We start from the raw sequence: 23,447 nt of genomic DNA, 5'->3' as shown, positions 1-23,447 counted from the left end.
ATCTTACTCTTTTTTAAACATTATATATTCATACATAGGACTTTTAGGTTCTCGGACTTCATTTATGTCTTCTTTAAACTCCTCTAAAGTGAAACCAACATTACTAGCTTGGTCAAAATAATCTTCAAAAGAATATAAAATTCTATAATAATCTAAAGTTGATTTTTTTTCTCCAATGTTTATTTTTTTTGAAATCACTAAGTGATTTTTTGCCTTTTTATAATTAGATATTAAATTTTTATAATCCTTTTGATTTTCAGAAACTCTGTAAAGCTCTATTAGAGGATTTAAGCTAACAATAATCAGGTAACCATTTTTTGATGTTAATTCATATAAATTTTTAAATACAATATCTAAATACGACATTTCGATTAAACTAAGACAGCAAACAACAATATTTGATTTTAATGCTTCTAGTTTTTGATTGTGTTGATTAACTTCTATATCTAATTCTAAAAAATGATTGCCTTTTGTATTATTTAGCGATGATACAAAATTGGTACAATTATCTATACCTTGATAAACTAAATCATTAGGAATAATATCTTTTAGCCAGCCATTACCACATCCTACATCTAATAATTTTACTATTTCTTGTTTGTCTTGTTTAATTTGGCAAATTTTTGTTTTTAAGAAATTAGAAATATTTTTTTGGTTAAAACTAGATTCCAATATGAATTTTGAGTTTACTTCCCATGAAGTTCTATTTGTTGTTTTGAAATCTACTTTGTTTATAAGTTCAAATGTCATTTGAATTGATGGTATTTATTAATAAAACGCTGGTCTACAGATTTATTGAAATCAAATGTTTTTATCACTTTCAATTCTTTTAAGATTACAACCATTTTTTCCCATTCTTGGGCTTTTGCGTATAAGACTTTTTTATCTTGTCCTTCAAAATAACTCAATCCTTTCTGAAGAGACGCATACTCTCTTTTAACATTGATGTTTGAATCATATTTTTTCAAATACTCTATTGCTTTTGAAGGGTTCTTCAATGCTTTTTCCCATCCTTCCGCTAATGCATTAACAAATGATTGCACAATTTTTGGATTATTTTTTATGTTTTCTTTAGTAGTAAAATATACTGTACCAAGAAAATGAATATCATAATCAACGGGCTTAATTAAATTATATTTTATTTTTTTCTCGTCTAAAGTGACGGGCTCGTCATAGACAAAAGCTGGTCTTACATCATAGCTGTCTGTTATGAAAGTACCTAAATCGAAAGGAATGTCAACTTCTTTTAACTTTGTTTTATCTAGCTTTAATTTATTAACTAAAGCTTTATAAATAAACTCTGTGTTTGTACCTGTTAAAATGCCAATTTTATGTCCTTCAAAGTCTTTTGGCTTATTGATGTTTTTTTCTTTTTTAGAAATATAACATGTTGGTGAAGAATAGTTAATGACTCCAATAACAACCAAATTAGCTCCACGTTCATTTGCACTTATCACTTTATCGGCACTTGCTACTCCAAAATCATCTTCACCACTTATAACCATTTTAACAGGATCTATTTCATCTGATCCTGCATTCAATTTTATATCTAGTCCATTTTTATGAGCTGTTTCATTTATTGCCATTACTTCTCCAGCATATCCTGAATATGGAAACCACTCTTGTATTAAAGTGACGGTTTTGTAATGAATCTTGGATTTTCTGCTTAGTTTTTTATTTGTATCTTCTTTACATCCTGATATTGAAATTCCAATAATAAAAATCAATGCAAAACTAATTAACTTGTTCTTTTTTAAATTTACTTTAAATACCATTTTCCAAATTTTTTTTCAATTAATACTATGCTAATATAGAAGAGTCCTCCTAATAATGATGAGAGAAAAAGACTCGACATCATAAGTTCAGGTTCTAATCTTTTTGCTGCAATAAATAAATTTTTCCCAATACCAATCTCTGTTCCATTAAATTCTCCAACTATTGCACCTATCACTGCCAATGTTGAGGCAATTTTGAGTCCAGAAATAATTGAAGGCAGAGCCAAAGGAAAATACATATATCTTATTTTATCAAGGTTAGTGGCATTATAGACAAACATTAATTCTTGTATGTTTTTACTAATAAGTTTTATTCCATTTGAAAAGTTTACGAAAATCGGAAAAAAACACATTAAAGTTGCCATCATAATTTTAGATTCTATACCCAATCCAAATAAAATTATAAACAAGGGTGCCAAAGTGATTAATGGTATTATTTGACTAACAACCATAACAGGAAGAACATATTTCATCAATTTAGGAACATATAAACATATTACCATCATTGTGAAGCTAAATGTTGTAGCTATTAAAAGTCCAGCAAATGCCTCTATAAAAGTATAAAATGTAGCTTCTAATAATTTAGATATATTTATTTTGAAAAAATCTAACACTAACAAAGGGGAACTAACAAGTAGTCTTACTTTGTCTGAACATTGAGCCATATATTGCCATAGAAGTAATAGCGATATAATAAATATTGTATAAAAAAATATTTGTTTACTTTTCATAATTAAAATTAATTCTCAATTATTAGTTTCTTAATTTTTAAATATTCATTTTGAAGCTCAAATACATCTTCGTTTGAGAAAATTCTCGGCAATTTTTTTTCAATAATTAATTGTTCAACTATTTTTCCTTCTTTGCCCATCACTAAAATGTTGTTTGATAACAATAACGCCTCTTGGATATCATGGGTTACTATGATAATTTTAGAATTCATTTCCTCTCTTAGCATTTCTAATTCTTTGTAAAGAATAGACTTCCATTTTACATCTAAAGCTCCAAATGGTTCATCCAATAATAATAATTTAGGTTTTGTTATAAATGTTCTTGCAAGTGCAACACGAGTTTTCATACCTCCGGATAACTGCGATGGTAGATAATTTTTATAATTTGTTAATCCAACTTTCTCTATAACTTCGTTAATCCATTGATCATCTATTTTGTTTTTAAGCTTCAAAGGAAATCTAATATTTTCGACAACTGTTAAATTTGGAAATAATGCAGGTTCTTGAAACATAAAACTTGTTTGTCCAATTTTAATATTCTCAATAGGATTTAGACCATTAATGGAAATACTACCCTTTAAAAAATTAACGCCTGTTGGACTTATATTTCCCGAAATTAAACGCAACAAAGTTGATTTACCACATCCAGAGGCTCCAACAATAGCCAAATGTTGATGCTCTGTAAATGAAAAAGATACTCCATTAATTATGGTTGACTTTTTATCATAACCAAATTGTAAATTCTCTACGATCATAATCTTTAAATAAAGTACGGATAAACAAAAGTAGAAAAATATATGCCAAAGTTTTTTTTTATATGAAATTGATGTAAGGTTACATTTTATTCATAGTCTGGAAACCCTTAGCTATTCTAATTTTGATTGATTTTTTTAAACTTTAAATAAGGTAAATAATTGCAGGATATGAAAAGTGACTAAAGAATAATATTTAACATCAACACAGAACAGTTTTGCATAAAAAATTCCCTGTAAAAAACAGGGAATGATTTTAATCTTTTTTGCAATACTGATCTAGGTAGTAATCTACCGTTGCCCAGCTAATGCCTTCTTCTCTGTGATGATTTTCAATCATTTTAACCAGTGCGCCTTCGAAGGTTTTTCGATCATAAATACTACCGATGGCTTCTTTTTCCTTTTTTTGAGCTCTGGTCTCAAAATGAGCTACTGTCCAAATAATGGCGAGTTGGAGATACACAATTCGCGTCATTACTTCTTTTTCAGAAAGATTAGGAAAAAGCTGTGTGTCGGCTTTTTGAGATACGACCATTAGAACTTTACTGTCATCGGGATTGACTCTTCCATTGGCAGCAGCATCAGAGGCAGATTGAGGGTTTTCTGCCAAAACAAACCCAAACTCATAGCGTACGAAATAAAATTTTTGCATAATAAAAAATGTTTTAGACTTTTTTTTACTCGTTTTGTAACAAATTACAAGTCTAAAACAAGCTTGCGGTAGTTCCATCAAATAACCACCAATCGAAAAAACTGTCCACTGATAATTCATCAAGTGATTTAAACAAGAAATGTTTTTTAGCAGAAGCAAAACGGGCATCCTCATTGAGTCTTTTCATGGCCTGTATTTTGTAACTTTCTAGTTCGAATACACAAAGTACACGGGAACCATAATTTAATCCATATTTTTTCGATGGCTGACCATTGGAGAGTGCTTGCAGGTGATAAAAAAGTGAATCATGCACCCTATGCGTGTCATCTCCATTATACATCTCAACAGCTAGCAATTCTAATCTTCGAACTGTTTGAAGCATACAGATCGCATCTGCAATCAAATATTCTTCCTCATTAATAGGTATGGCAGATTCGGCGCGATACCCTTTTTCTTTACCAGTGGTTAGTTTATCGAAATACGCTCGAAAAAAAAGCAAATCCAAATCATTTGCCATAGCCCACAGATTAAAATGTATATGAAAGGTTATTAAATTCACCCTATGAAAGTAGTCTTGCTGAAAAAGTCCATTTTTTCCTTTGGGATACCTAACAAAAAAACGCTCACCAAAGTTTTCTTTTAGAAGCATTGCTCCATGGGAAGTTAAATAATGGATGTTTTGAAGTTTACCTAGCTTTGGATGCACTCCAAAAGAGATTGAACCAACAAGTGGTCTGTAACGATTTTTAAGTACTGTAATATTTTTATTGATGTTGGCTCTGTCGCTCATTACCTCTAAAAAGAGAAGTTGTCCAGTGGTTAAGTATTTAAATGTAGCAAGAGCCACGAGAATTTTTTGTTGAGCAGGTGTTATCTGCTCTAGGGCAGGAGTTGCATTCATTTTGTTTTTGTTTTAGATTTTAAATATCCCAATACTTTTTTAGAGATCAAACTTTGGCATAAAATCACCATAAGATTCTTTAGGTGTTTTATGATTTTGATTACTATCGGGACTTGTTTGTGTTGTTTTTTTTGTTTTATCTTCTACTGGTAATTCACTATTTCTGTAAATTCCACTTTGATGCAGACAAAATTCTTTTATTGATTTGACTTCTTTTGGCAATGCAAAATAGACTTTGTGATTTTTGATTAAAAAATCTGGACTTTTAACTTTTAGTGCAGGATGATGGTCGTATTTTAAATAAAAATAAAAAGGTGGTAGATTTTGTAACTCAGAAAACGAAACTCCAATGTCTGGCGCTTGCAGTTTAAGAGCAGGAAGCCCATTTATTCCGACAAGTTTAACCGCAGTATTATTGAGTACCATCTCTTTTAATGATGAGGGTAATTGTGACACACTTTGAACCCCAACTATCATGTGCAAATTATATTTCCTGGCTTCAGAAAAGACCGTCTCCATACTCGAGGAAGCCAGATTGTGGAACTCATCCACAAACAAATACGTTTTCCCCCTAGTAGACTCATCTTCAAAAGCTCTTTGCAGTGCAATACTTAAAATAGTAGCCGAGATAAATCTGCCCATTGCTCTTGAGCTATCCTCACCGAGTTTACCTTTTGATAAATTAAACAACACAACTTTTCCGTCTTGCATGGCTTTTTTTAAATCAATGGTACAGGGCCCATTCATCATCTGATAAAAGATATAATTGTTCATCAAAAATTGTAATCTATTATAAACGGCTAGTTTGGTAAGAGCGAGTTTTTTATTTAAAAATCCTTGCTCGAAAAAACCACGGAATACAGGATTTCTGGATTTTTTACCCAGTTCTACTAATTCTGAATTTAAAGTATCATCCATAAAGTTTTTTAAATCCATCAGTCCGAATCCTCCATTTTCAATAAGAACACAAAGGCAAGGTTTGAGTAACGTTTCCATGTTTAACGAGATGCCCGCTTCAGGAATAAGGTCAGCAAATGCTTTTGCCCATTGTTGGGATAGTAAATCCACAAAGACAGGGTCTGTCACTTTATCCCAAAACGGATTGATACATGGAATTAATTTTGAATCCAAATGAGGATCTACATACCAAAGACGCTCTGGATTTTTTAAATTCAAACGAAGGGTTAAAAGTTCTGAAGAAATATCTCCATGCGGGTCAATTAGAATTAAACTTGACGATTTTTTTTGGGCGGTTTGCTCTTGAAGTTGGTAGAATAAACTTTTGATAAAATGTGTTTTTCCAGAACCTGTTCTACCGGTTATTAAGAGATGGCGGTTCAGAGCCGATATTGGAACAGGAACTGGCCTTGGACTAAAAAAATAGGCATAAGGTTTAGGAAGGTATTTTTGAAGTAGTTCCAAATAGTTTTTAGCATCGTCAGTTGCATTATAGAGTAAATGTTTTAGGGATGATTTTTTAAGTAGCTCCCAATAATTAATGGCATGAATCGAAATCCCATTTGGATTTTTAGTGTTTTTTGCTGATTTGGATAAGATTTCATATTCGCTGAAGCTCAAAAATCTTTTTTTTAATAAAGTGACATATTCAATTGAAGTAGTACTGATGCTCGATAGTTTTTTATCTAATTCCGAAATATGATTCACAATCATTGGCTGGGTCAGTTCTGTAGTATCTGCCATGATATAATCCCCTGCCCAAAACAAATCCAATGATTTTATTTTCCAAAGAGGAAGGTTTTTGTTGAAGTGTACAATTGCTGTTTTCATAGCCTAGATTTTAAAGAAAGATTGCAAAACTAGAGTGGTTAGAGCCTAGTGGTTTAAGTAAGATAATTTGTTGATTTAGCATTGTCCATTTAAAGGTAGACAAGTTGACCAATATTGATTGATAAGTTAAAATGCAAGTCAATTAGCGCTTTTAAAATTAAAGAAGGTTTAAATGTCAAGCAGGTGTGCAATAACCTTTATGACAACCTTTATAACAACCTTTTTGGGAACCTGTAAAGATTTGGCTTCCTCCCAAAATACATACAATATGTACCCACAAAAGGTATGCCACTATAGCTCAAAGAGCTATTTTTTATCTACACATAAAAACACCCCAAGAAAATACAAGTGGTCAAGTCAAAAATCACAAAATAGCTTGCACTCTAAAGATACTTTCTTAAAAAATGTATGTCGACAAAAAATAGCCTTTATATCCTAAAGCCAAGAAAAGGTAGTAAAGAAAAGTAAGACAATTACAGAGTAAGAAAAAAAGTAAGGATTTAAAAAAAGAAAAGTAATGAGTAAAAAATTAGTAGACAAGACAGTTAATTTAGATTTAGTAGGAGTGGATGGCAATGCCTATGTCATTATGGCAAGTTTTAAAAGACAAGCCACTAAGGAAGGTTGGAGCACAAAGGAGATAGACCTGGTTTTGGAAGAGGCCCAAAGTAAGGATTACAATCATTTACTATCAACAATATTAGATTATTGCCAGGTAGAAAATAGGGATTAAAACATTTAGCAATTGCAAAAGCGTAATGAAAAAAGAACATCATTTGGTTATCAAATACTTCTTGCTGAGTCATTATAAGACGATACAGTCTCCACTGACTCTTAAGGTGGATTCCATCTTTTGAGAATTACTGACCAAAGAGGAACTGATTCTGATTATTAAAGATATGTATGACGAGTGAATTGATATGTATTATGATTTGCAAAATGTATCCACAGATGATTTGTTAGAAATTATTGGTGATAACAGTTATATCCTGTCGTACATCATCGATAATTGGAATGACTTTGACTCCGCAACTCCCAATCAGTTTACGCCTCAAATGGTAAAACAAATCCTAAAGGAATTGGGAATACAAAGACATGTTTTGAGTAAAAAACCAATTGAGCAGCGGGATAGTTCGGATTACAAAACCTATCAAATCTTACTAAAAGAGGCGGGTAAACCTTACTCTCGCTATGGGATTGTATCAAAAGAAATAGCGCAAGAAAACATTGGAGTGTTTGCTGACCAAATAGAGTTGTACAACACCGAGGCAGAAGCCCGAAAAGCGCTCTTTAATCTTCAGATAGAGCAAAACGGGGACATTGAAAATCTAAGGGTTGTAGCTGTCTAAAGTAATTAAAAAAATTAAAACCACCTTAAACAAAAACAAAAAAATGAACGCAAAAATTCGTGTTACTCTGCATTACTTTTTAAGTATGCTAGAGAAAAGATTATCTCTCGAGAAACAAGAAACAGTAAATCCCATCTTCTTGAAGTTCTTTACAAAAGAAGAACTACTAGAGATTCTCAGCTGGTTGTATCATGGGAATATCCCACAAACATATGACCCACCACAGATGAGTTCTGAAGAAGTCTTGGATGCCATAGTTAGTGAGAGAAGTATTCTACTTTACATAGTACAGCTTTGGGATAACGAAAAAGAGAAGGATTATGTAGTGGATGCAAATAATGTTCACTCAACCCTTGCTCAACTTGGACTTCAAACCCATTATCTAGCTGAAAAACCCATACCTGATTGGGACGAGTACGATAGAAGTAACTTTCGCTCATTGCTTAAAAAAGCAGGCAAGCTTACTCCAAGATTCGGCATCTTTGATGCTAATGTTAAAGAAGAGGACAAGTATTCTTGTACCACTCCAGCCAAACGTTATACGACGGAGTGGGAAGCTCAAATGATGTTGGCATTACTTATAGCTGAAGCAGGGTTTTGCGAGGGGGAGCTTAAAGTTATGGAATTGTAGAAAGAAAATGAAAATTCGATTTGTTAAACAAAAACAAAAATGAATAATGACAACAAAGAAAATAAATGCATAAAGTATTTTGTTATTCTAGTAGCGCTCAAAAGAGGAAGATACAGGCATTATATAGCCGAGCCTGAAATCTTCTTCGCTACACAAGAGAATGCTCAAAAGATAAAAGATAAATTAATAAAAAAAGGAACGTATAAATCCAATCAATTAAAAATTCAAAGTGTATGGAAAGTGAAGCCTTCAAACAGCACGGATCTCTGCAAAGAGCTATAGATATTGCACTGTGGATGAATTTTAAATACCGCGTGCAAAATAGAAGTTATGTAGTTATCCAAGACAAAAAAACAAAACTATATCAAGTAGTTACTAAAGAGGGAAGAAGAAAAGGTTCTTATATAGCATTACCCCAAAACTATAATCAAATGGACTATGAGCAGATTGTAACTATTCGCTCCCAAAAATGTCCACTTAATCATTGGGAAGAAATTATGGGACTTTTTAGTTCTTCTCATGGGGAGATACTTCGATTTATTTTGCAATACCAAGTTCCCCTTGAGCGTATCATCCGTTATGAATTAGCCTCTAGAGGCTATGACAAGAACCACCAGTGGGTCGGATATGATAAAGCCAATGAAATTTGGCTCGCTAATACTGATTTAGAAAAATGAAAATAGATGCAAGTAAACTCCCTGTAATGCCGTCACATTGTAAAACCTGTCCTTTTAAACCTAATGAATTGGGACACTATCAAGATACGCATTTGGCTAATGAAGTCATTAAAAGAACGCTTTTTAAAGCGCATCAGATTTGTCATGGCACAGAAGGTAAAAACCGTAAAGCCAATCATAGGTGTAAAGGCGCTTTCGACCATAATATGGAGATTTATAAAAGGATGGGTGTAGATCATTTAATCGAATAAACAATCTAAAAAAATGAAGTATGAAAGCTACAAAAAGGCTTATTGACTCCGTTTGGACTCTTGAGTATGAAATAGTAAATGAGAATTGTATTAAAATTCTACACTATGATAACCAAGATGCAGAAGGATATCAAAAAGAAAAACAATTGCCAAGATGCGAGTTAGAAGAAACAAAAGACAGAACAGTTACAGTAGTTTGGATAAAACCATACGTACCATTTGAATATACTATGGTCAAAGACCATAATGCCAGAAAGTATGAGGTTATAAATCCACAGTTTGTTTTTAGCTACATCAAAGAGAAAAGTTGAAAAAATAAATTAAAAAAGGAAAATTATGAATCAAAACAAGCAATCGCTGATGAAAATATTTTCATTAGTATTAAAAGAAAGATCGAAGGCGGAGTCTGAATTCAGAATAATCAGCCCAGAGATGGTAAAGTTCTTTTCAAGAAAGGAACTCATTGAGATTATTACTAAAATCTTTAACGGCACTGTTCCCAAAGAACACAATCTGGTAGAGATGGAAAACGAAGGATTATTAAAACTCATCGGAGATGATTTATTTATCATTTCGTATATGACAGAGAAATGGAGTAAAGAGGTACTTTTATTACCGCTTGCTCCAGAGCATCCAATTATCCCAGCTTCAGTAGCAGCTGCATCAGCTAAAATTGAAGCCAAAAAAAATGAAACTAAAAAAGAAGAACCAAAAGGGGAAGAGAAAAAAGACTAAATTCGTTTAAAAGTATGGATTGTCTTTAACATCATTTTTTACAAATGAATAGCTCGGGGTTTCTGAGCTATTTTTTTAAACTTTATTTTTCCAGATTACTAAAATGAAAAATCAAACAAAAATCAAAACACCTATAAGTTACTACGGTTGAAAGCAACAGATGCTAAAACATATTTTGCCAATAATTCCAGAGCACACTACGTACATAGAGCCGTTTTTTGGCGGATGAGCACTGTATTTTGCCAAGGAGCAATCCCCTGTTGAGATTATTAACGACATTAATATGAACGTAGTTAATTTTTATGAAGTTCTAAAAACGAACTTTATAGCTTTACAACAAAAAGTAGAAACGACACTGCTCTCTAGGTCAACTTATAAAAAAGCACTTTTAATTTACGATACACCAGAGCTTTTTGCAGACTCCCCTATAATAAGGGCTTGGGCATTTTTTATTGTCACCAACATGTGATATTCTAATAAGATAGGCAGCTGGTGATACGATAGAGAAAATAAAGCTACGCTATCATTTAAAAACAAGGTTGAGAATTTTAAAGAAATGCTAAGTAAACGTTTAGCTAATACCCAAATAGAAAATAATCTGGCACACAAAGTAATAGAGAGTAGGGACCATAAACAGGCCTTCATTTTTTGCGACCCCTCCATATATTGGCACAAATCAAGGTCATTATGGAGGTTACATGAAGGAACATTTTGTGCGTGATTTAAATGTACTGGCTAATGCAAAATGAAAATTTCTACTCTGTAACTACCCTTCTGATATATTAATGGAGTTTGTTCAAAAACATGGATGGTATACCAAAACCATAGATATGCCACTAACAGCAGGAAATAGGCTTAAGGCGTCCCAATGAAAAAGAAAAAAAGAAATCCTTGTGGCAAACTATCCCATTTAAATGAAGCATTTTATATTCTTTATTATCATTAGATATGAAAACCAATAATAGTGTCTTGAATAAAAAATCTAAAGAAAGACAAAGACTTAGAATCAAACAAAGACTCAGACAAAAGGCATTTAAAAACAGAGAAATATCTTTTAACACCATCAAAAAAAGATATGAAAAATATAAACTACAACCGAAAATTAAGCAGCAACTACCCAAGGACTAATTGACTAAATGTATTTGGACTTTTTCTTGGAGGCGGAGGCTCTACTATGGGCTATAAACTTGCAGGATGCAAACATTTGTGAGGGGTAGAAATTGACCCAAAAATGAGCAGAGTGTATATAAAGAACCACAAGCCTAAGTATTACTATGAGCAGGATATCAGAGAATTTAATCTCAGAGAAGATTTGCCTAAAGAATTGTATGCTTTAGATATTTTGGATGGCTCCCCTCCTTGTAGTGCGTTTTCAATGAGTGGAAAACGTGAGAAGGATTGGTGAAAACCAAGAGTTTTTAAAGAAGGACAAAAAAAGCAAACCTTGGAAGATTTGGTATTAGTGTATTGTGATACGGTTCTAAAACTAAAGCCTAAAGTAGCACTAATGGAAAACGTAATGGGACTCGTTGCAGGAGCATCTCAAAAATACGCACTTTCAGTTTGGGATAAACTCTCTAAAAATGGCTATGATGTACAACTCTTTGCGCTGAATTCCGCAACGATGGGAGTGCCTCAGGCACGTGAGCGTTTATTCTTCATTGCTAGAAGAAAAGATTTGAAACTACCTGACTTATATTTGGATTTTAATGGGTCTCCAATATACTTTGGAGCTATTGCAGATCAAAACCCTAAGCAGTATAAGCCCTTACGAGAATCCATTAAACTTAGGTGGCCTTATGTAGAATATGGTGATCAGAATCTAAAATTTGCGGATGCTAGGTACAGAAAACTAAAAACCTATAATGCTTTTTTTAGTACCAATATCCTCTACGACCATATTGTCGCACCAACGCTTACTTCAAATGGAGCTACAGTATATTATAATGAGGTTCGTAATCTTACCGATGCTGAATACGTTCGTATGAGTAGCTTTCCCTTAGATTATGATTTTTGCAATTTAGATGTTCGTAATATCTGCTGAATGAGTGTTCCGCCTCTTATGATATCATCAATTGCCCATGCAATTAAACAGCAATGGTTCTTTTGATAGTTAGTATTTATAGTAAGAAGTAAAAGAATGCTAGTTACGAGTTATCTTATTTTAAACAAGAGATTTTTATTTAATAAAAACAAAATGAAAACAAAAAAGCCTTTGAGTTCCCCATTTGTATATTATGGTGGTAAGCAAAAAATGAGTGGACTTATAACGAGCTTAATACCTAAACACCAGTTATACTGCGAGCCTTTTTGTTGAGGAGCTTCTGTATTCTTTAGAAAAGAGCCTTCTAAAATAGAAGTATTAAACGATACCAACACAGCACTAATTACCTTTTTTGAAGTAATTAAATCTGATTTTGGAATGCTTAAACTTTTAGTCGATAATTCCCCTTGCAGTAGAGAGGTGTTTAATCATGCCAAAATGGTTTTAAAATATCCAGCTCATTTTGATAGAATTAAAAGAGCATGGGCATTTTGGATTTTGTGCAATTTATCTTTTTCTGCAACACTCTCAGGAGGATATAAATACACTAGAGGTACTAATAAATCGGTGGTTAGTTTTCATAGAAAAAAAGAGCGTTTACAAAAATATCTTTTAGATAGACTAAAAAATGTCGATTTTGAATCTAATGATGCCATTGAGGTTATAAAATCTAGAGATTTTGAAGACGCTTTTTTTTATGTAGATTCTCCATATATTAGTGACTGCCCTGTTCATCAGGGACACTATAGTGGGTATAGGTCGGAAGATTACATTACTCTTTTGGACACGCTCTCTAAAATACAATGAAAGTTTTTACTCTCTAACTACCCTTCTGTTATTTTGGATGCTTATGCCAAGCGTAATGATTGGTTTGTGGTGTACAAACAAAGTAAAATAATAGCCAATAATAGTAATCTGCCAAGAAAAGACAAAGTAGAGGTTTTGGTAGCCAATTACTATATTGAATAAAAACATTTTAGAGTTGGTTGATACTGCTCTGTTTTACCAAAACTAGATTCAATAAGCTTTAACAAGACTTTGACAAAGGTATTTCAAGTATGTGATAAGCTCTAATTATAGTTAGAAATCAAAAAAAATGCTGAACAGAATAATACAGATTTAAAAATTCTCGATTCTTATTTTTACCAGTTAGTTTAAAAAATTGTTTTTGAGTGTATTAAAATTTAAGCACCAATCAAAATCCATAAAAATAGAATTTTGAAAAATTTAATTAGAAAAAATTGAATTATTAGAAGTGTTTTTTCAATAATTAGGACTCTGCTATGAGATTTTTCACAAACAATGATGATTAAGGGTTGTCAAAGGTCTATCAAACACAATTGAATGTTCTGACAAGTATAAATTGGCTTTAAGAATACAATTTTTGATACAGTCAAACGATAGAACAAACAACCTTTGACAAGACTTGTTACTAGAGTTATCAAACCTTTAATATAGTTTGTTATACTCCCCTTCAAGGTAAATTAGTCCTAGTATCAACCTTGCTTTAGCTTTGTCAATACAATATCAAAAAAATGCTCTTGAAAAATGGCTTTAAAAGGTTATACTAAATAAAAATTGTTACTCCCCTGTCAAGGCTATAAACAAGAGGTGTTACATCCTTTGTCAAAAGATTGATTGAGCTTATAACAGGGGACTGACAACCCTAGAAGTTACAAGGTACTACCTTGGGTGATAACCATTAGTTAGCATTTAATTAATAACCAAATAAGTAATGCAAATTGCAAAATCAGAAGCCGAGAGAATTCTTGGGGTGAGTTATACGACTTTTTATAATCGGGTTAATAAACTTTGAATTGAGCTGATTACTAAAATTGATACTAGAGGAAAGAGCAGTTACATTGAGTGGGAGGATTTACAAAAGATGGCAACAGCTATGGGTAAATCAATAGAAGGGGAGTCTACTAATAAAGAATCTGAATCCAAAAAAGAAACCCCAAAAGAGCAAGAGATCACAAACGGGGCAGAGCAGGAAGATAAAATTCAACAGATTCAACAAGAAAATTTTACGCTTCAATTAAAAGTTAGACAACAAGAGGAGTCCTTAAAAGCTAATAATGAAGTCATCACACTTTATAAAGAACAAACACAGCAACTTCAAAACGGACTGCAACAGGCACAATCGCAGTTTAATATGATGTACTTACAAATGATTAAAACCTCTAATAAAGCCACTGGATTTTTAATAGCTAGTATAGCGCTAACTATATTGTTAGTATTATTCATCGGACTTGTAGCACGAGGAAAATTGAAGTTTTAACAGGGGAGTGACAGGGTTTAGTAACAATGTTTCAATCCTTGACAAGCGTTTATTAATCTTCGCCCCGATAATGATTCCCAAAACTAAACCAAATCTATAATGAGTGTTATAAATCAGTAGCACAGAGCCAAAAACAATCAAAATTATTAAAAAATAACAACCCAAAATATTTAGTAAGCTTAGGTGTTTAATATGTTACATAACTTAAATGTTTATATTGTTTATAGTACTTAAAAACTTAGTTATAAAGCCTGTTTTGAAAAGATTCGGCACCAGAAATGGAACAGAGTATAACATAAATGGGGTGGAGTATTTCAAATTCGGTTTGCATCAGCTACAAAATTGGGGCGAAATGCTTCAAAAACAGCCAGCAAGTGCTACTTATTTGGGGACTTCACTAAGGTTACAAATTCGGGGCGATATACTCTTGAAGTATTACAATTAAAAATTACAGTAGCTAAGAGTTGTAGCTTAAAACATAAATGTTTTATTTTATAAAACGGGCCAATGAATGCCACACAACTAACAGTTAAAAAATCACATGATTTAGTAACGGCCAGGCACAGTTTTACCCTTATGGAAATGAGACTTTTTACCATAATAGTAAGTCTAATTGATGACAGGGATGAGGATTTTAAAACCTATAAAATTCCGATTAAAGACATCATTGATACTTTTGAGCTAAAATCTAAAACTATCTATGCTGAAATTAGTCAGCTAACCACTAGCATGCTCAAAAAAGTAATTACCATTCCACTTAGAGAAAATAACCAAGAGAAAGAGTTGAAGACAACTTTAGTTTCATCGTTTAAGTACAACGTAAATGGAAGAGGTATTCTTGAAGCTACGTTCCATCCGGCTATGAAACCATATTTGTTGCAATTAAAAAATAAATTTTTGTTGTATGATTTGAAAAATATTTTAAAAATCTCTAGTGGAAACTCCATAAGAATGTACGAGCTATTAAAATCATACGAGGGGATTGGCAAAAGGGTATTTGATATTGAGGAATTAAAACAGATTCTAGGCGTGGAAGATAAGTATTCTAAATTCGCCAATTTTAAAACACGTATTTTACTCAAAGCGCAAGAGGACTTATTACAACACACCGATATTAGTTTCACTTTTGAAGAAATTTCAGAGAATTCTCGCCGTGTGGAGAAAATCACTTTTTACATTCATAAAAACTCACCAAAGCAAAAATTAAAAGGTAAAACGGGTAATAATACAATTGAAATAGTTAATGAAGCTAATTGAAGTAATCCACTAGATACCATAAGGGGTTTGGGGGTATTGCAATCGGTTATAGATTCTGAAATACTTCCGCATTACAATGAATTATATATTCAAGAAACTTTAAAAAATTGTCAATTGCATTTTAAAACCAATAAAGTAGCTAATCAAGCTTGATTTTTTTTGACTGCTTTGCAAAAAGGATACTATAAAAATCAAATAGAAATAGAGCAGTCAAAGCAAAACAAAAAAGATCAAAATAAACAAGAGCAGTTATTTCAGTCACAAAATCAGCAAGGACAAAAAAATCAGCAAGAAGAGCAATTACAGAAATTAAGAGGGCAGTATATGGATAATGATTTTATTGAACTGGTTTTAGAGCAATATGAGTGAAATTTTTTACATCCAATAATGAAAAAGGATTGGGCGGCGGGAAAGGTTAATAAGTTCTTGCAAGGATTTGTGGATAGAAAACTAAGAGAACTCTATGGTGATAATTAAAAATAAGTTATTTGTTTTTACAATGAATTTTCTATCCAATCACACTACTAAGTTCAAACATAGGTAAGTATAAAGCGACCAATAAAACTCCTACTATTAGCCCAACGATAATAATAATAAGAGGTTCAATAATTGTTGCAATTAATTTTGATTGTCGTACAACGTCATTGTTGTATTGCTCGTTTAATTGATTAAACACAAATTCCGTTTGATTGGTTTCTTCGGCTACTTTAACTAAAGAAATAATTCTTTGGTCAAACATTGCATTTCCAATAAGACTCTCACTTAAACTTTTACCTTTTAAGATGCTTTGTTCTACTCGCTCCAACGATTGTTGTAAAGGCACAAAACCAATCATATTTTTAACCATTTGAATACTATTCAAAATTGGAACTTTAGAACTTGTAAGTAGTGATATGGCTTGAGTAAATTGGGCTAAGTATATTTTACTCATAAAAGCACCTATAACAGGTGTTTTTAGTATAAGATTGTGCAAAAAGGATTTAACTCTAAAATTTTTCATTAGATACTTTCCTAGTAAAATGGAAAGGAATATGAGTAAGAAGAAAATCCATCCATACGATTTTATACTTTGAGAAACAGCAATAATTATCCTTGTTAGAAAAGGTAGTTCTATTTTGTTTTGTCTAAAAATATCTTCAAACATCGGTACTACATAACTAAGCATAAAGAAAACTACTAAAACAGCTGTTGATAAAACAATTATAGGATATGTTAATGCACTAATGACTATTCTTTTCTGCTCATTTTTTCTTTCAAAGAAAACACCTAAACTTAAACAAACTTTTGAGAGTGTTCCTGTTTCTTCACCAATTTTAATGGAATAATATTCATATTGTGTAAAATGTTTGGTCTGATTAATAGCCTCAGAAAAGGGTTTACCATTAATCACATCTTGTAATATGGTTTGATAAATAACTTTATGAGCTTCTTTTTTTTGATTCTCTTTTATAAGATGTAAAGCATCTTTTATGGTTATTCCCGCTTTCAAAAGAACACCTAACTCACTATAGAATTCAAACTTTTGTTTTGCAGAAAACCCATTACCAAAAAAAATGATTTCTTTTTTTAATAACTTTTCAATATCAAAGCTTGACTCCTTTTGAGTTTCTTTATTGGATATGTTTTCTAGTTTAAAAGCCATCTTGATTCATAAATAAAGTTGCGTCATTTTTCTTAAAAACAAAAAAATGGGAATCTGAAGCTTCTTTTTTTTCAATAAAAGAAATAGCATCTATTCTTCCTGAGTTGACATTTGTACCTTCAAAACATATTTTTTCAATTTGAACTTTTGTGTTCAAAGTATCTGTATTTCGTAAAATATATTCTTGATTAAAATTATAAAAGATTGAGTCTGTTTCAGACTTTAAAATTAACTGATTAGACTTAGAATCAAAATTTATGTGAGAATAGTTGTTAAAGTCTAGCCATATTCTTTGTTTAAAAAAAGCTAATTCCGTAGTTCTGTTGTAATTCATTTGAATAGTATGAATTTGTTTTTTTACTAAATTCAAAACTGTAAAAGCCAATCCTACAACAATAAGTGTAATTATCATTGCAACTAGCAATTCTGAAAGCGTGAAGGATTTTATTTTTTTATTCATCTATTCTAGTTTTTACTATAACTTTTAAAGATTGCTCTTTTCGTGCTTTAAATTCAATAATGCTATTGGTGTTCTTTTCAATTACTATGTTCCAATTCTGATAACGCTCTTGATAGGGAAGAAGTATTTTCTTATTTTGATATTCATATTCTAATTCATAAAGTCTGTTTTCTATCTCAGTTGTATTATTATTAAATCCATTTAGTAATAGATTGTTTATTATTAAACTAGAAACCACAAAAATTATTACAATCAAAACGGTTGCTACTAAAGATTCAACTAGCGTTGCAGATTTTATTTTCTTTAATACATCCATTTAGCCACTGATTTTAAATTGTCTTTAAATAATAATCCGCTAAATGACTCAGGAAAATCGTCATTTACTATTTGTCCGTTATACAAATGGTTTATAAAAATTGATCCTGCTGCATTAACAATAAATTGCTCCGTATAAACACTTCCAACAACTTTACCTTTTAATTCCAAGTTTCCTTGGCAATAAATTTCTCCTTTTACAATTGCCTCTTCACTCAAGGTTATTTGTGTTTTAAAATCATTTTCTTTTATCGATTTTAAAAAACAAATAGTTCCTAATATTTGAGTGTTTTTTTCAACTTGAATATGATAATCTAATGGGTTAGAATTTAGATTTGCTACACTTTCTTTTTCTTGAATTAAAACTAGAGCAGAAGGATAATTTAGTTTGCAATTTTTACCAACTGTAATTCTTTTGTTTGTTATTACTTGAAAAGTTCCCACTACTTCATCTTCTATTTCAACTATTGGAGCTATGATAATAACATCTCGTAAAACAGCTGTTTTTTTTATCTTTACTAGCTCATCAGATTTAATTATGATATTACCAGTAATTGAAGTGCCATCGAGTTCAATTATTCCCTTTTGATACATTATTTTGGTAGGCTTTAAAAAGGAGTTAATTATCTTACTTGTATTGTCCCATCCCAAATAATTTTCCTCTGAAAATTCTGTATTGTTTTCAAAAACTTCTCCTAGCTCTTTATACATACTATTTAACTCGGGTAATTTTTTAATACTGTTTTTGATTACTCCTTCTACGAGCTGACTACCAAAAAAACTCTCTCCAGCAATATAGCCTGGACTAATTCCTTGACTAGGAATATAAACCAATCCTTTTAAAACGGTTTTTCCAACCACAACTAAAGGTTTGTAATTGTCTTGTAAATATAAACTTGGTCTTTTTTCTTTGGTTATTTTAGTTCCAAGTAAAGCTGATTTATAGAATATTTTTTTTCTATGAGTGGTCTTTACAATTCCTTTTTCAAAAATTCCCCAATTGGATAGTTGGACTTCAACTTTTTGGTTCTCATTTGTAAGCTCTGGAAGAGTTAAGGTATCTTTCAAAGTCGTTTTTTGGTTTAATAAATGATTAATCCCTGAATTAGCTAACTGAATATTTTCAACGGTTGCTTTAGATTGTTCAATAAAATAGGTGTGAGTATTTTGAAGCATTACTAAACCAGCTAATAGCAAAGCAATGATTACCCCAATAAAAATAGTAAACTGAAGTGCACCCGAATAAACTTTATTTTTTAATAGCCATTTCACTATTGAATGAAAATTATTTTTAAATCCCCTTTATAAAGTGTGTAAATAGTTTCTCTGTCACCATCCTTTAATTTTACTCCTTCTTGTTGCTCTCCTTTTTTCATTAAGTAGGTTTTGCCATTAATAATTAGCATGTAAACTTTCACTTTCTCTTTGTTATCAGAGACGATTCCTTTATAGCTAACCTCTGGCCATTGTATTTCTTCTTTTATTTTAGGTGCTTTATGGGTCGTGATAGCTTTTTTAACTTTATTACTATTTTCACTGGAGCTTATACTTCCTAAAAAAGGATCTCTTTTACTTATTGATATATTAAAAGTATCTTTATCCTTTATATTAAAAGGCTTTATGCCAATCTCAGCATTAGGAATTAGCTGCTCATCATCACTAGTAAAAGTAAAAAATTGATATAAAACTGCTCCCCAAATAAGTAAAACTATAGGTAGAAGAATATATATGTTTTTTTTATTTTTCATTATCTAGTTGATGGTAAAACTGAAAGTATTACTAACATTACCAATATTTCCAGCTGAATCAAAAGCCTTAACTCTCCAATAATAGGTTCCCGAAGTTAATGTTTTAGAATAAGGACTCGTAGCCTGAGCTTTAGAATTTAAAGTTGTCAAGGCGCTATTAGTATAAATATAAATGCTATCTCTTTCAGAACTTCCAATTATTGGAGTTCTATTCCATGAAAATGAGACATCTGTTGTGGAAGAACTAGTTGAATTTGCAGGAGTAACAAGTGTTGGTGTATTGGGAGCAGTTACATCAACTAGAATGGAGCGAGATGTGTATAAAGTATTATCTGAACCATTTGATGCTCTAACTTTCCACTGATAAGAACCCTCAGCAAAAGTGTAATTGTAGGATGTACTACTTGTATTTTGGTCTAATACTAAAGTATTTGAGCTATCAAATACTTGTAATTGATAATTAGCAGCACCAATGATTGCTTGCCAAGAGAGGCTTTGAGTAGCTAGGTTGGTTATTAAATTATTAGTGGGAGTAACTAAAGTTACTGTATTGCTTTGAAAATCATCATTACTTGCAATGGTAATTGTTCGTGTAGAATAAGAAGTGCTATAAGAACCGTTTAAAGCTTTTACACGCCACTCATATTGTCCTACAGGTAATTGATATGAAAAGGAATTGCTAGTCACAATAGTATCTAAAACAATTTGAAGTGGAGCAGTAAAACTAGGTTTTGCAATTTGAAGCTGATACTGAGTTGCATCTTGAAGATTCTCCCACGAAAAGGTTACGCTTGTCGAAACAAATTGAGCATTATTGACTGGAGCAGTTAACTGAACATACTTATCCGAAATATCCTCTTCAGATACAATTTCACTGCATGAAATTAGGGACAAGAAAATTAACAGATTAACAAAAAAAAGTCGCATGTATTTTAAAACCATCTTCTTTAGTTTTTATAGGTTATGATATAAAACATTTTTGTGCAATTACATTTTAAACAAACGCTCACTTTGTTTGTTTTCTTTCATTTTTGAATAGGTAGCTCCTTTACAAGAATTACACTCCTTTACAATATCGGCTAGATACCACTGATGTTTTTTATTTAAAGCCCAACAACTTTTTGAGAGTTCATATGCTATTACCACACCCGATTGTAAATCTATTGTTTGTATTTTTTTATTTTCTTTATATAAAACCAAAGTATACTTTTTATTAGAACTATTTACTAAATAATAAGTATCTGCTTGTCTTATTTTTTCTATATTATCATTAGATAAAGTAGTAGCTATGCTTGTAATAACTTTAGATTTTTTTGTGTCTTTTAAATAGGTTAAAACCTGTTTATTATGCTCTGCATTTATCTCACTCATGTAACCTTGCATATCTAAAACACTAATGGTTACCATCTCGGGTTTTGTTTCTATGCTATCAATAAATTTAACTTCAGGTTGGCTTTGGTTGTATTTGGCTTTTTGTAAGTAGGCTTTATTTAGTTTTTTGTTAAAAGGGACAATGCTCACATCTACTCTAATTTTGTTTTCTAAAATCGGAAACACTTTTGTTGAGAAATCATTTTTGTAAAAAAGCGATTTAGACTGCCCAATGCTACCAATTTCTGTTGTTGCATCAGTTATCTTGTATTTTCTGTTTTTTATTGAAACACTTTGACAGGAAAATAAACCTAAAAGAACTACTAAAAGAATATATCTCTTCATGAATTTTGATGTTTTTGTAAAAATATACATTTATTACTTATGTTTTTAAGACTTCATCTTTCAAAGTATAAAATTATTGATTTATCTTTTGATTGGTCTGAACTATAATAGTGGTGATTAAATAATCCTTATTAATTTTATAATTGTTTTTCTTTATCGTGTAGATGTGTTTGATTTGACCTAAACTCTGTTTGTTTTCCAAAGCACTAATTAATTGGAGTACTCCATTAAAACTTCCTTCTAAAGAAAAACTATAACTTAAAGTTTGGGTATTTTTTTCAATAAAAACATGAGGCTTTTGAAAATCAACTATTTTAAGACCATATGAATCACTAGATAATGTAAGCTGTTTTAATAATTCATTTTGAAAATTAGAGGATAAAAAACTATTTTTTGCCATCCAAAGATCAATCTGTTTTTCTTTGTATCTTAGATTAGCTAGTACTTTGGGTTGATTACCCTCAGAAGTCATTTCCTTGTTTAGGTTATACTGATTTCTGTAAAATAGGGTTTTAGAAATAGCAAAGCTGTAGCTCAAATACAGAACAACTATAAAGCCAAAAATCAATATCTTGTTTTTTCTATTTAATTTCATTGGGCTTCAAATTAACTTGTAAAGTAAAAATTGACTGATTGTTCTCATTTTTTCCAAAGTGAACAATATCGGTGGATTTAACCCATGACTTAGTGCCTATTTGCTCAAACCAATTAGTAAGCTCTTTTGCATTTGTTGTAATTCCTGATAACGTAACTACATCTGATTCAAAAACTAAAGCCTCTTCTATTTTGATGTTTTTTTTCAATGGATGATAAACCAGTTCGTTTAGTAAAATTGAATTAGGTAAATCTTTTACTAATTCATTGACCAAAAAAGAACTCTTTGAATCAAAAAAATTAGTAGAATTTTTAAGTTTTGCTTCTTTTTCTTTCAAACGCTGTTTAACTTGTTTTATTTGAGTTATCATGTCTTTATTAGCAAGTACATCTGAACTACTCTCAATAGACTTTTTATAATAAAAGTTGAAAAGAAAAAAATTAATTAATAAAATAACGAGTAATGCGAAAACCATAAAACGTAGCCCTTTTCTAAAAAAACTATTTTGATAGAAATTATTGTAAAGTTTTTCATTGATAAGATCCACACTCCCAGAAAGGTTTTTGTTAGGTATAATTTTTTGCAATACACTACAAAATCCCAATAAATAGGTGTTTTGAATTTCAAGACCATTAATGTCGTAGGTTTTCACTAAAGAATCTTGATTAGAATTTAAAATCGATTCCTTATCTATATCTATACTTTGCGAATTGGTATTAATGATTTTTGAACCCACATAATCACTTATTTGTGACAGCCCACAAACACCTAGACTAATTGAAGTAATCGATAGTTTTAAATCTTTAAATTGTTGCAACAACTCTTCAATATAACTTTTTCTACAAATAGCAATTATAGACTTTTGATTCAATCTCCAAATTTGATAATAGAAGTCTTCCAACTTAATATTAGGAAATGCTTTGTGAAGTAGTTTAGTATCTATGCCCTCAGCGGTGTCAATTTCTTTATGAATTACCTGATTATTATTGATAGTTAAAAAAATAGGAAGCTCTTTGTTTGGTCTGTTAGTTAAATTATCAATTGAACTTCGTTTTTCTTTATTTTCAATGAGAAGCTCATCTGCTTTTTTTTTAATGTGTAAAACCGCTATTCCGTCTTCAGAATCTAGACAATATAATTCCATCCC

At 31.2% G+C, this 23,447-nt stretch carries 26 protein-coding genes and 2 pseudogenes; 12 read left to right on the top strand and 16 right to left on the bottom strand.

What is annotated here, in order from left to right:
- Positions 1-3 precede the first annotated feature (3 nt).
- The 7 genes from ACIQ06_RS10305 to ACIQ06_RS10275 all read right to left on the bottom strand — a co-directional run bounded on the left by ACIQ06_RS10305 (position 4) and on the right by ACIQ06_RS10275 (position 6,599).
- Complete coding sequence (locus tag ACIQ06_RS10305) at positions 4-750, bottom strand: hypothetical protein (protein ID WP_396146063.1); 747 nt, start codon at positions 748-750, stop codon at positions 4-6.
- Complete coding sequence (locus tag ACIQ06_RS10300; protein WP_396146061.1) at positions 747-1,775, bottom strand: ABC transporter substrate-binding protein; 1,029 nt, start codon at positions 1,773-1,775, stop codon at positions 747-749. The genes ACIQ06_RS10305 and ACIQ06_RS10300 overlap by 4 nt, the downstream gene beginning before the upstream one ends.
- Positions 1,760-2,506 (bottom strand): ABC transporter permease, encoded by a 747-nt coding sequence (locus ACIQ06_RS10295; protein WP_396146059.1) that lies wholly within the window; start codon positions 2,504-2,506, stop codon positions 1,760-1,762. The genes ACIQ06_RS10300 and ACIQ06_RS10295 overlap by 16 nt, the downstream gene beginning before the upstream one ends.
- An 8-nt stretch (positions 2,507-2,514) precedes the next feature.
- Positions 2,515-3,261, bottom strand: coding sequence for an ABC transporter ATP-binding protein (locus ACIQ06_RS10290; protein WP_396146057.1), 747 nt, complete (start codon positions 3,259-3,261; stop codon positions 2,515-2,517).
- Between the two features lie 253 nt (positions 3,262-3,514).
- On the bottom strand, positions 3,515-3,910 hold the full coding sequence (locus ACIQ06_RS10285; RefSeq protein ID WP_396146055.1) for a hypothetical protein: 396 nt from the start codon (positions 3,908-3,910) through the stop codon (positions 3,515-3,517).
- A gap of 52 nt (positions 3,911-3,962) precedes the next feature.
- Positions 3,963-4,811 carry a hypothetical protein gene (locus ACIQ06_RS10280; RefSeq protein ID WP_396146053.1) on the bottom strand — a complete coding sequence of 283 codons (849 nt, stop codon included), beginning with the start codon at positions 4,809-4,811 and terminating at the stop codon, positions 3,963-3,965.
- Positions 4,812-4,850: 39 nt separating this feature from the next.
- A complete protein-coding gene (locus ACIQ06_RS10275; protein WP_396146051.1) occupies positions 4,851-6,599 on the bottom strand; it encodes a type IV secretion system DNA-binding domain-containing protein in 1,749 nt (582 codons plus the stop codon).
- A 517-nt stretch (positions 6,600-7,116) separates the two neighbouring features.
- Here ACIQ06_RS10275 and ACIQ06_RS10270 point away from each other — a divergent pair.
- From ACIQ06_RS10270 to ACIQ06_RS10215, 12 genes and pseudogenes are all read left to right on the top strand, one after another.
- Positions 7,117-7,332 carry a hypothetical protein gene (locus ACIQ06_RS10270; protein ID WP_396146049.1) on the top strand — a complete coding sequence of 72 codons (216 nt, stop codon included), beginning with the start codon at positions 7,117-7,119 and terminating at the stop codon, positions 7,330-7,332.
- 187 nt (positions 7,333-7,519) lie between these two features.
- Entirely contained in the window at positions 7,520-7,948 is a 429-nt protein-coding gene (locus tag ACIQ06_RS10265; protein ID WP_396146047.1) for a hypothetical protein, read from the top strand.
- Between the two features lie 43 nt (positions 7,949-7,991).
- The gene (locus tag ACIQ06_RS10260; protein ID WP_396146045.1) at positions 7,992-8,579 is read left to right on the top strand and encodes a hypothetical protein; all 588 of its coding nucleotides are present in this window, start codon (positions 7,992-7,994) and stop codon (positions 8,577-8,579) included.
- Between the two features lie 233 nt (positions 8,580-8,812).
- Positions 8,813-9,256, top strand: coding sequence for a hypothetical protein (locus ACIQ06_RS10255; protein ID WP_396146043.1), 444 nt, complete (start codon positions 8,813-8,815; stop codon positions 9,254-9,256).
- Positions 9,257-9,282: 26 nt separating this feature from the next.
- Positions 9,283-9,507, top strand: coding sequence for a hypothetical protein (locus ACIQ06_RS10250; protein WP_396146041.1), 225 nt, complete (start codon positions 9,283-9,285; stop codon positions 9,505-9,507).
- A 20-nt stretch (positions 9,508-9,527) separates the two neighbouring features.
- Entirely contained in the window at positions 9,528-9,818 is a 291-nt protein-coding gene (locus ACIQ06_RS10245; protein ID WP_396146039.1) for a hypothetical protein, read from the top strand.
- A 25-nt stretch (positions 9,819-9,843) separates the two neighbouring features.
- Complete coding sequence (locus ACIQ06_RS10240) at positions 9,844-10,242, top strand: hypothetical protein (protein ID WP_396146037.1); 399 nt, start codon at positions 9,844-9,846, stop codon at positions 10,240-10,242.
- 1,219 nt (positions 10,243-11,461) lie between these two features.
- Positions 11,462-12,286: pseudogene (locus ACIQ06_RS10235) on the top strand (DNA cytosine methyltransferase).
- 285 nt (positions 12,287-12,571) lie between these two features.
- Positions 12,572-13,093: pseudogene (locus ACIQ06_RS10230) on the top strand (DNA adenine methylase); the annotation flags it as partial.
- Positions 13,094-14,171: 1,078 nt separating this feature from the next.
- Positions 14,172-14,567 carry a hypothetical protein gene (locus ACIQ06_RS10225; RefSeq protein ID WP_396146035.1) on the top strand — a complete coding sequence of 132 codons (396 nt, stop codon included), beginning with the start codon at positions 14,172-14,174 and terminating at the stop codon, positions 14,565-14,567.
- Between the two features lie 507 nt (positions 14,568-15,074).
- Entirely contained in the window at positions 15,075-15,824 is a 750-nt protein-coding gene (locus ACIQ06_RS10220; protein ID WP_396146034.1) for a replication initiation protein, read from the top strand.
- A gap of 159 nt (positions 15,825-15,983) precedes the next feature.
- Positions 15,984-16,193 carry a hypothetical protein gene (locus tag ACIQ06_RS10215; RefSeq protein ID WP_396146032.1) on the top strand — a complete coding sequence of 70 codons (210 nt, stop codon included), beginning with the start codon at positions 15,984-15,986 and terminating at the stop codon, positions 16,191-16,193.
- 139 nt (positions 16,194-16,332) lie between these two features.
- Here ACIQ06_RS10215 and ACIQ06_RS10210 read toward each other — a convergent pair whose 3' ends face one another.
- The 9 genes from ACIQ06_RS10210 to ACIQ06_RS10170 all read right to left on the bottom strand — a co-directional run bounded on the left by ACIQ06_RS10210 (position 16,333) and on the right by ACIQ06_RS10170 (position 23,444).
- Entirely contained in the window at positions 16,333-17,466 is a 1,134-nt protein-coding gene (locus tag ACIQ06_RS10210) for a type II secretion system F family protein (RefSeq protein ID WP_396146030.1), read from the bottom strand.
- Positions 17,456-17,926, bottom strand: a complete 471-nt coding sequence (locus tag ACIQ06_RS10205) for a type II secretion system protein J (protein ID WP_396146028.1) — start codon at positions 17,924-17,926, stop codon at positions 17,456-17,458. Before ACIQ06_RS10205 ends, ACIQ06_RS10210 begins: the two co-directional genes overlap by 11 nt.
- Positions 17,919-18,242: a hypothetical protein gene (locus ACIQ06_RS10200; protein ID WP_396146026.1), complete on the bottom strand. Its 324-nt coding sequence runs from the start codon at positions 18,240-18,242 to the stop codon at positions 17,919-17,921. The genes ACIQ06_RS10205 and ACIQ06_RS10200 overlap by 8 nt, the downstream gene beginning before the upstream one ends.
- On the bottom strand, positions 18,230-19,513 hold the full coding sequence (locus ACIQ06_RS10195; protein ID WP_396146024.1) for a hypothetical protein: 1,284 nt from the start codon (positions 19,511-19,513) through the stop codon (positions 18,230-18,232). Before ACIQ06_RS10195 ends, ACIQ06_RS10200 begins: the two co-directional genes overlap by 13 nt.
- Positions 19,513-19,989, bottom strand: a complete 477-nt coding sequence (locus ACIQ06_RS10190) for a hypothetical protein (protein WP_396146022.1) — start codon at positions 19,987-19,989, stop codon at positions 19,513-19,515. Before ACIQ06_RS10190 ends, ACIQ06_RS10195 begins: the two co-directional genes overlap by 1 nt.
- A 3-nt stretch (positions 19,990-19,992) precedes the next feature.
- Positions 19,993-20,931, bottom strand: a complete 939-nt coding sequence (locus tag ACIQ06_RS10185; protein WP_396146020.1) for a hypothetical protein — start codon at positions 20,929-20,931, stop codon at positions 19,993-19,995.
- Positions 20,932-20,976: 45 nt separating this feature from the next.
- The gene (locus ACIQ06_RS10180) at positions 20,977-21,705 is read right to left on the bottom strand and encodes a hypothetical protein (RefSeq protein WP_396146018.1); all 729 of its coding nucleotides are present in this window, start codon (positions 21,703-21,705) and stop codon (positions 20,977-20,979) included.
- 73 nt (positions 21,706-21,778) lie between these two features.
- Positions 21,779-22,300, bottom strand: a complete 522-nt coding sequence (locus ACIQ06_RS10175) for a hypothetical protein (RefSeq protein ID WP_396146017.1) — start codon at positions 22,298-22,300, stop codon at positions 21,779-21,781.
- Positions 22,287-23,444: a hypothetical protein gene (locus tag ACIQ06_RS10170; protein ID WP_396146015.1), complete on the bottom strand. Its 1,158-nt coding sequence runs from the start codon at positions 23,442-23,444 to the stop codon at positions 22,287-22,289. Before ACIQ06_RS10170 ends, ACIQ06_RS10175 begins: the two co-directional genes overlap by 14 nt.
- Positions 23,445-23,447 lie beyond the last annotated feature (3 nt).

The organism is Flavobacterium sp. (genome assembly GCF_044341265.1).
Taxonomy (GTDB): domain Bacteria; phylum Bacteroidota; class Bacteroidia; order Flavobacteriales; family Flavobacteriaceae; genus Flavobacterium.
This window is presented reverse-complemented; position numbering and strand designations above follow the sequence as displayed.

Coding starts and splice junctions, on each gene's coding strand:
- ACIQ06_RS10305 (WP_396146063.1), bottom strand. CDS start 750: ATGACATTTGAACTTATAAACAAAGTAGATTTCAAAACAACAAATAGA.
- ACIQ06_RS10300 (WP_396146061.1), bottom strand. CDS start 1,775: ATGGTATTTAAAGTAAATTTAAAAAAGAACAAGTTAATTAGTTTTGCA.
- ACIQ06_RS10295 (WP_396146059.1), bottom strand. CDS start 2,506: ATGAAAAGTAAACAAATATTTTTTTATACAATATTTATTATATCGCTA.
- ACIQ06_RS10290 (WP_396146057.1), bottom strand. CDS start 3,261: ATGATCGTAGAGAATTTACAATTTGGTTATGATAAAAAGTCAACCATA.
- ACIQ06_RS10285 (WP_396146055.1), bottom strand. CDS start 3,910: ATGCAAAAATTTTATTTCGTACGCTATGAGTTTGGGTTTGTTTTGGCA.
- ACIQ06_RS10280 (WP_396146053.1), bottom strand. CDS start 4,811: ATGAATGCAACTCCTGCCCTAGAGCAGATAACACCTGCTCAACAAAAA.
- ACIQ06_RS10275 (WP_396146051.1), bottom strand. CDS start 6,599: ATGAAAACAGCAATTGTACACTTCAACAAAAACCTTCCTCTTTGGAAA.
- ACIQ06_RS10270 (WP_396146049.1), top strand. CDS start 7,117: ATGAGTAAAAAATTAGTAGACAAGACAGTTAATTTAGATTTAGTAGGA.
- ACIQ06_RS10265 (WP_396146047.1), top strand. CDS start 7,520: ATGTATTATGATTTGCAAAATGTATCCACAGATGATTTGTTAGAAATT.
- ACIQ06_RS10260 (WP_396146045.1), top strand. CDS start 7,992: ATGAACGCAAAAATTCGTGTTACTCTGCATTACTTTTTAAGTATGCTA.
- ACIQ06_RS10255 (WP_396146043.1), top strand. CDS start 8,813: ATGGAAAGTGAAGCCTTCAAACAGCACGGATCTCTGCAAAGAGCTATA.
- ACIQ06_RS10250 (WP_396146041.1), top strand. CDS start 9,283: ATGCCGTCACATTGTAAAACCTGTCCTTTTAAACCTAATGAATTGGGA.
- ACIQ06_RS10245 (WP_396146039.1), top strand. CDS start 9,528: ATGAAAGCTACAAAAAGGCTTATTGACTCCGTTTGGACTCTTGAGTAT.
- ACIQ06_RS10240 (WP_396146037.1), top strand. CDS start 9,844: ATGAATCAAAACAAGCAATCGCTGATGAAAATATTTTCATTAGTATTA.
- ACIQ06_RS10225 (WP_396146035.1), top strand. CDS start 14,172: ATGGCAACAGCTATGGGTAAATCAATAGAAGGGGAGTCTACTAATAAA.
- ACIQ06_RS10220 (WP_396146034.1), top strand. CDS start 15,075: ATGAATGCCACACAACTAACAGTTAAAAAATCACATGATTTAGTAACG.
- ACIQ06_RS10210 (WP_396146030.1), bottom strand. CDS start 17,466: ATGGCTTTTAAACTAGAAAACATATCCAATAAAGAAACTCAAAAGGAG.
- ACIQ06_RS10205 (WP_396146028.1), bottom strand. CDS start 17,926: ATGAATAAAAAAATAAAATCCTTCACGCTTTCAGAATTGCTAGTTGCA.
- ACIQ06_RS10200 (WP_396146026.1), bottom strand. CDS start 18,242: ATGGATGTATTAAAGAAAATAAAATCTGCAACGCTAGTTGAATCTTTA.
- ACIQ06_RS10190 (WP_396146022.1), bottom strand. CDS start 19,989: ATGAAAAATAAAAAAAACATATATATTCTTCTACCTATAGTTTTACTT.
- ACIQ06_RS10185 (WP_396146020.1), bottom strand. CDS start 20,931: ATGGTTTTAAAATACATGCGACTTTTTTTTGTTAATCTGTTAATTTTC.
- ACIQ06_RS10180 (WP_396146018.1), bottom strand. CDS start 21,705: ATGAAGAGATATATTCTTTTAGTAGTTCTTTTAGGTTTATTTTCCTGT.
- ACIQ06_RS10175 (WP_396146017.1), bottom strand. CDS start 22,300: ATGAAATTAAATAGAAAAAACAAGATATTGATTTTTGGCTTTATAGTT.
- ACIQ06_RS10170 (WP_396146015.1), bottom strand. CDS start 23,444: ATGGAATTATATTGTCTAGATTCTGAAGACGGAATAGCGGTTTTACAC.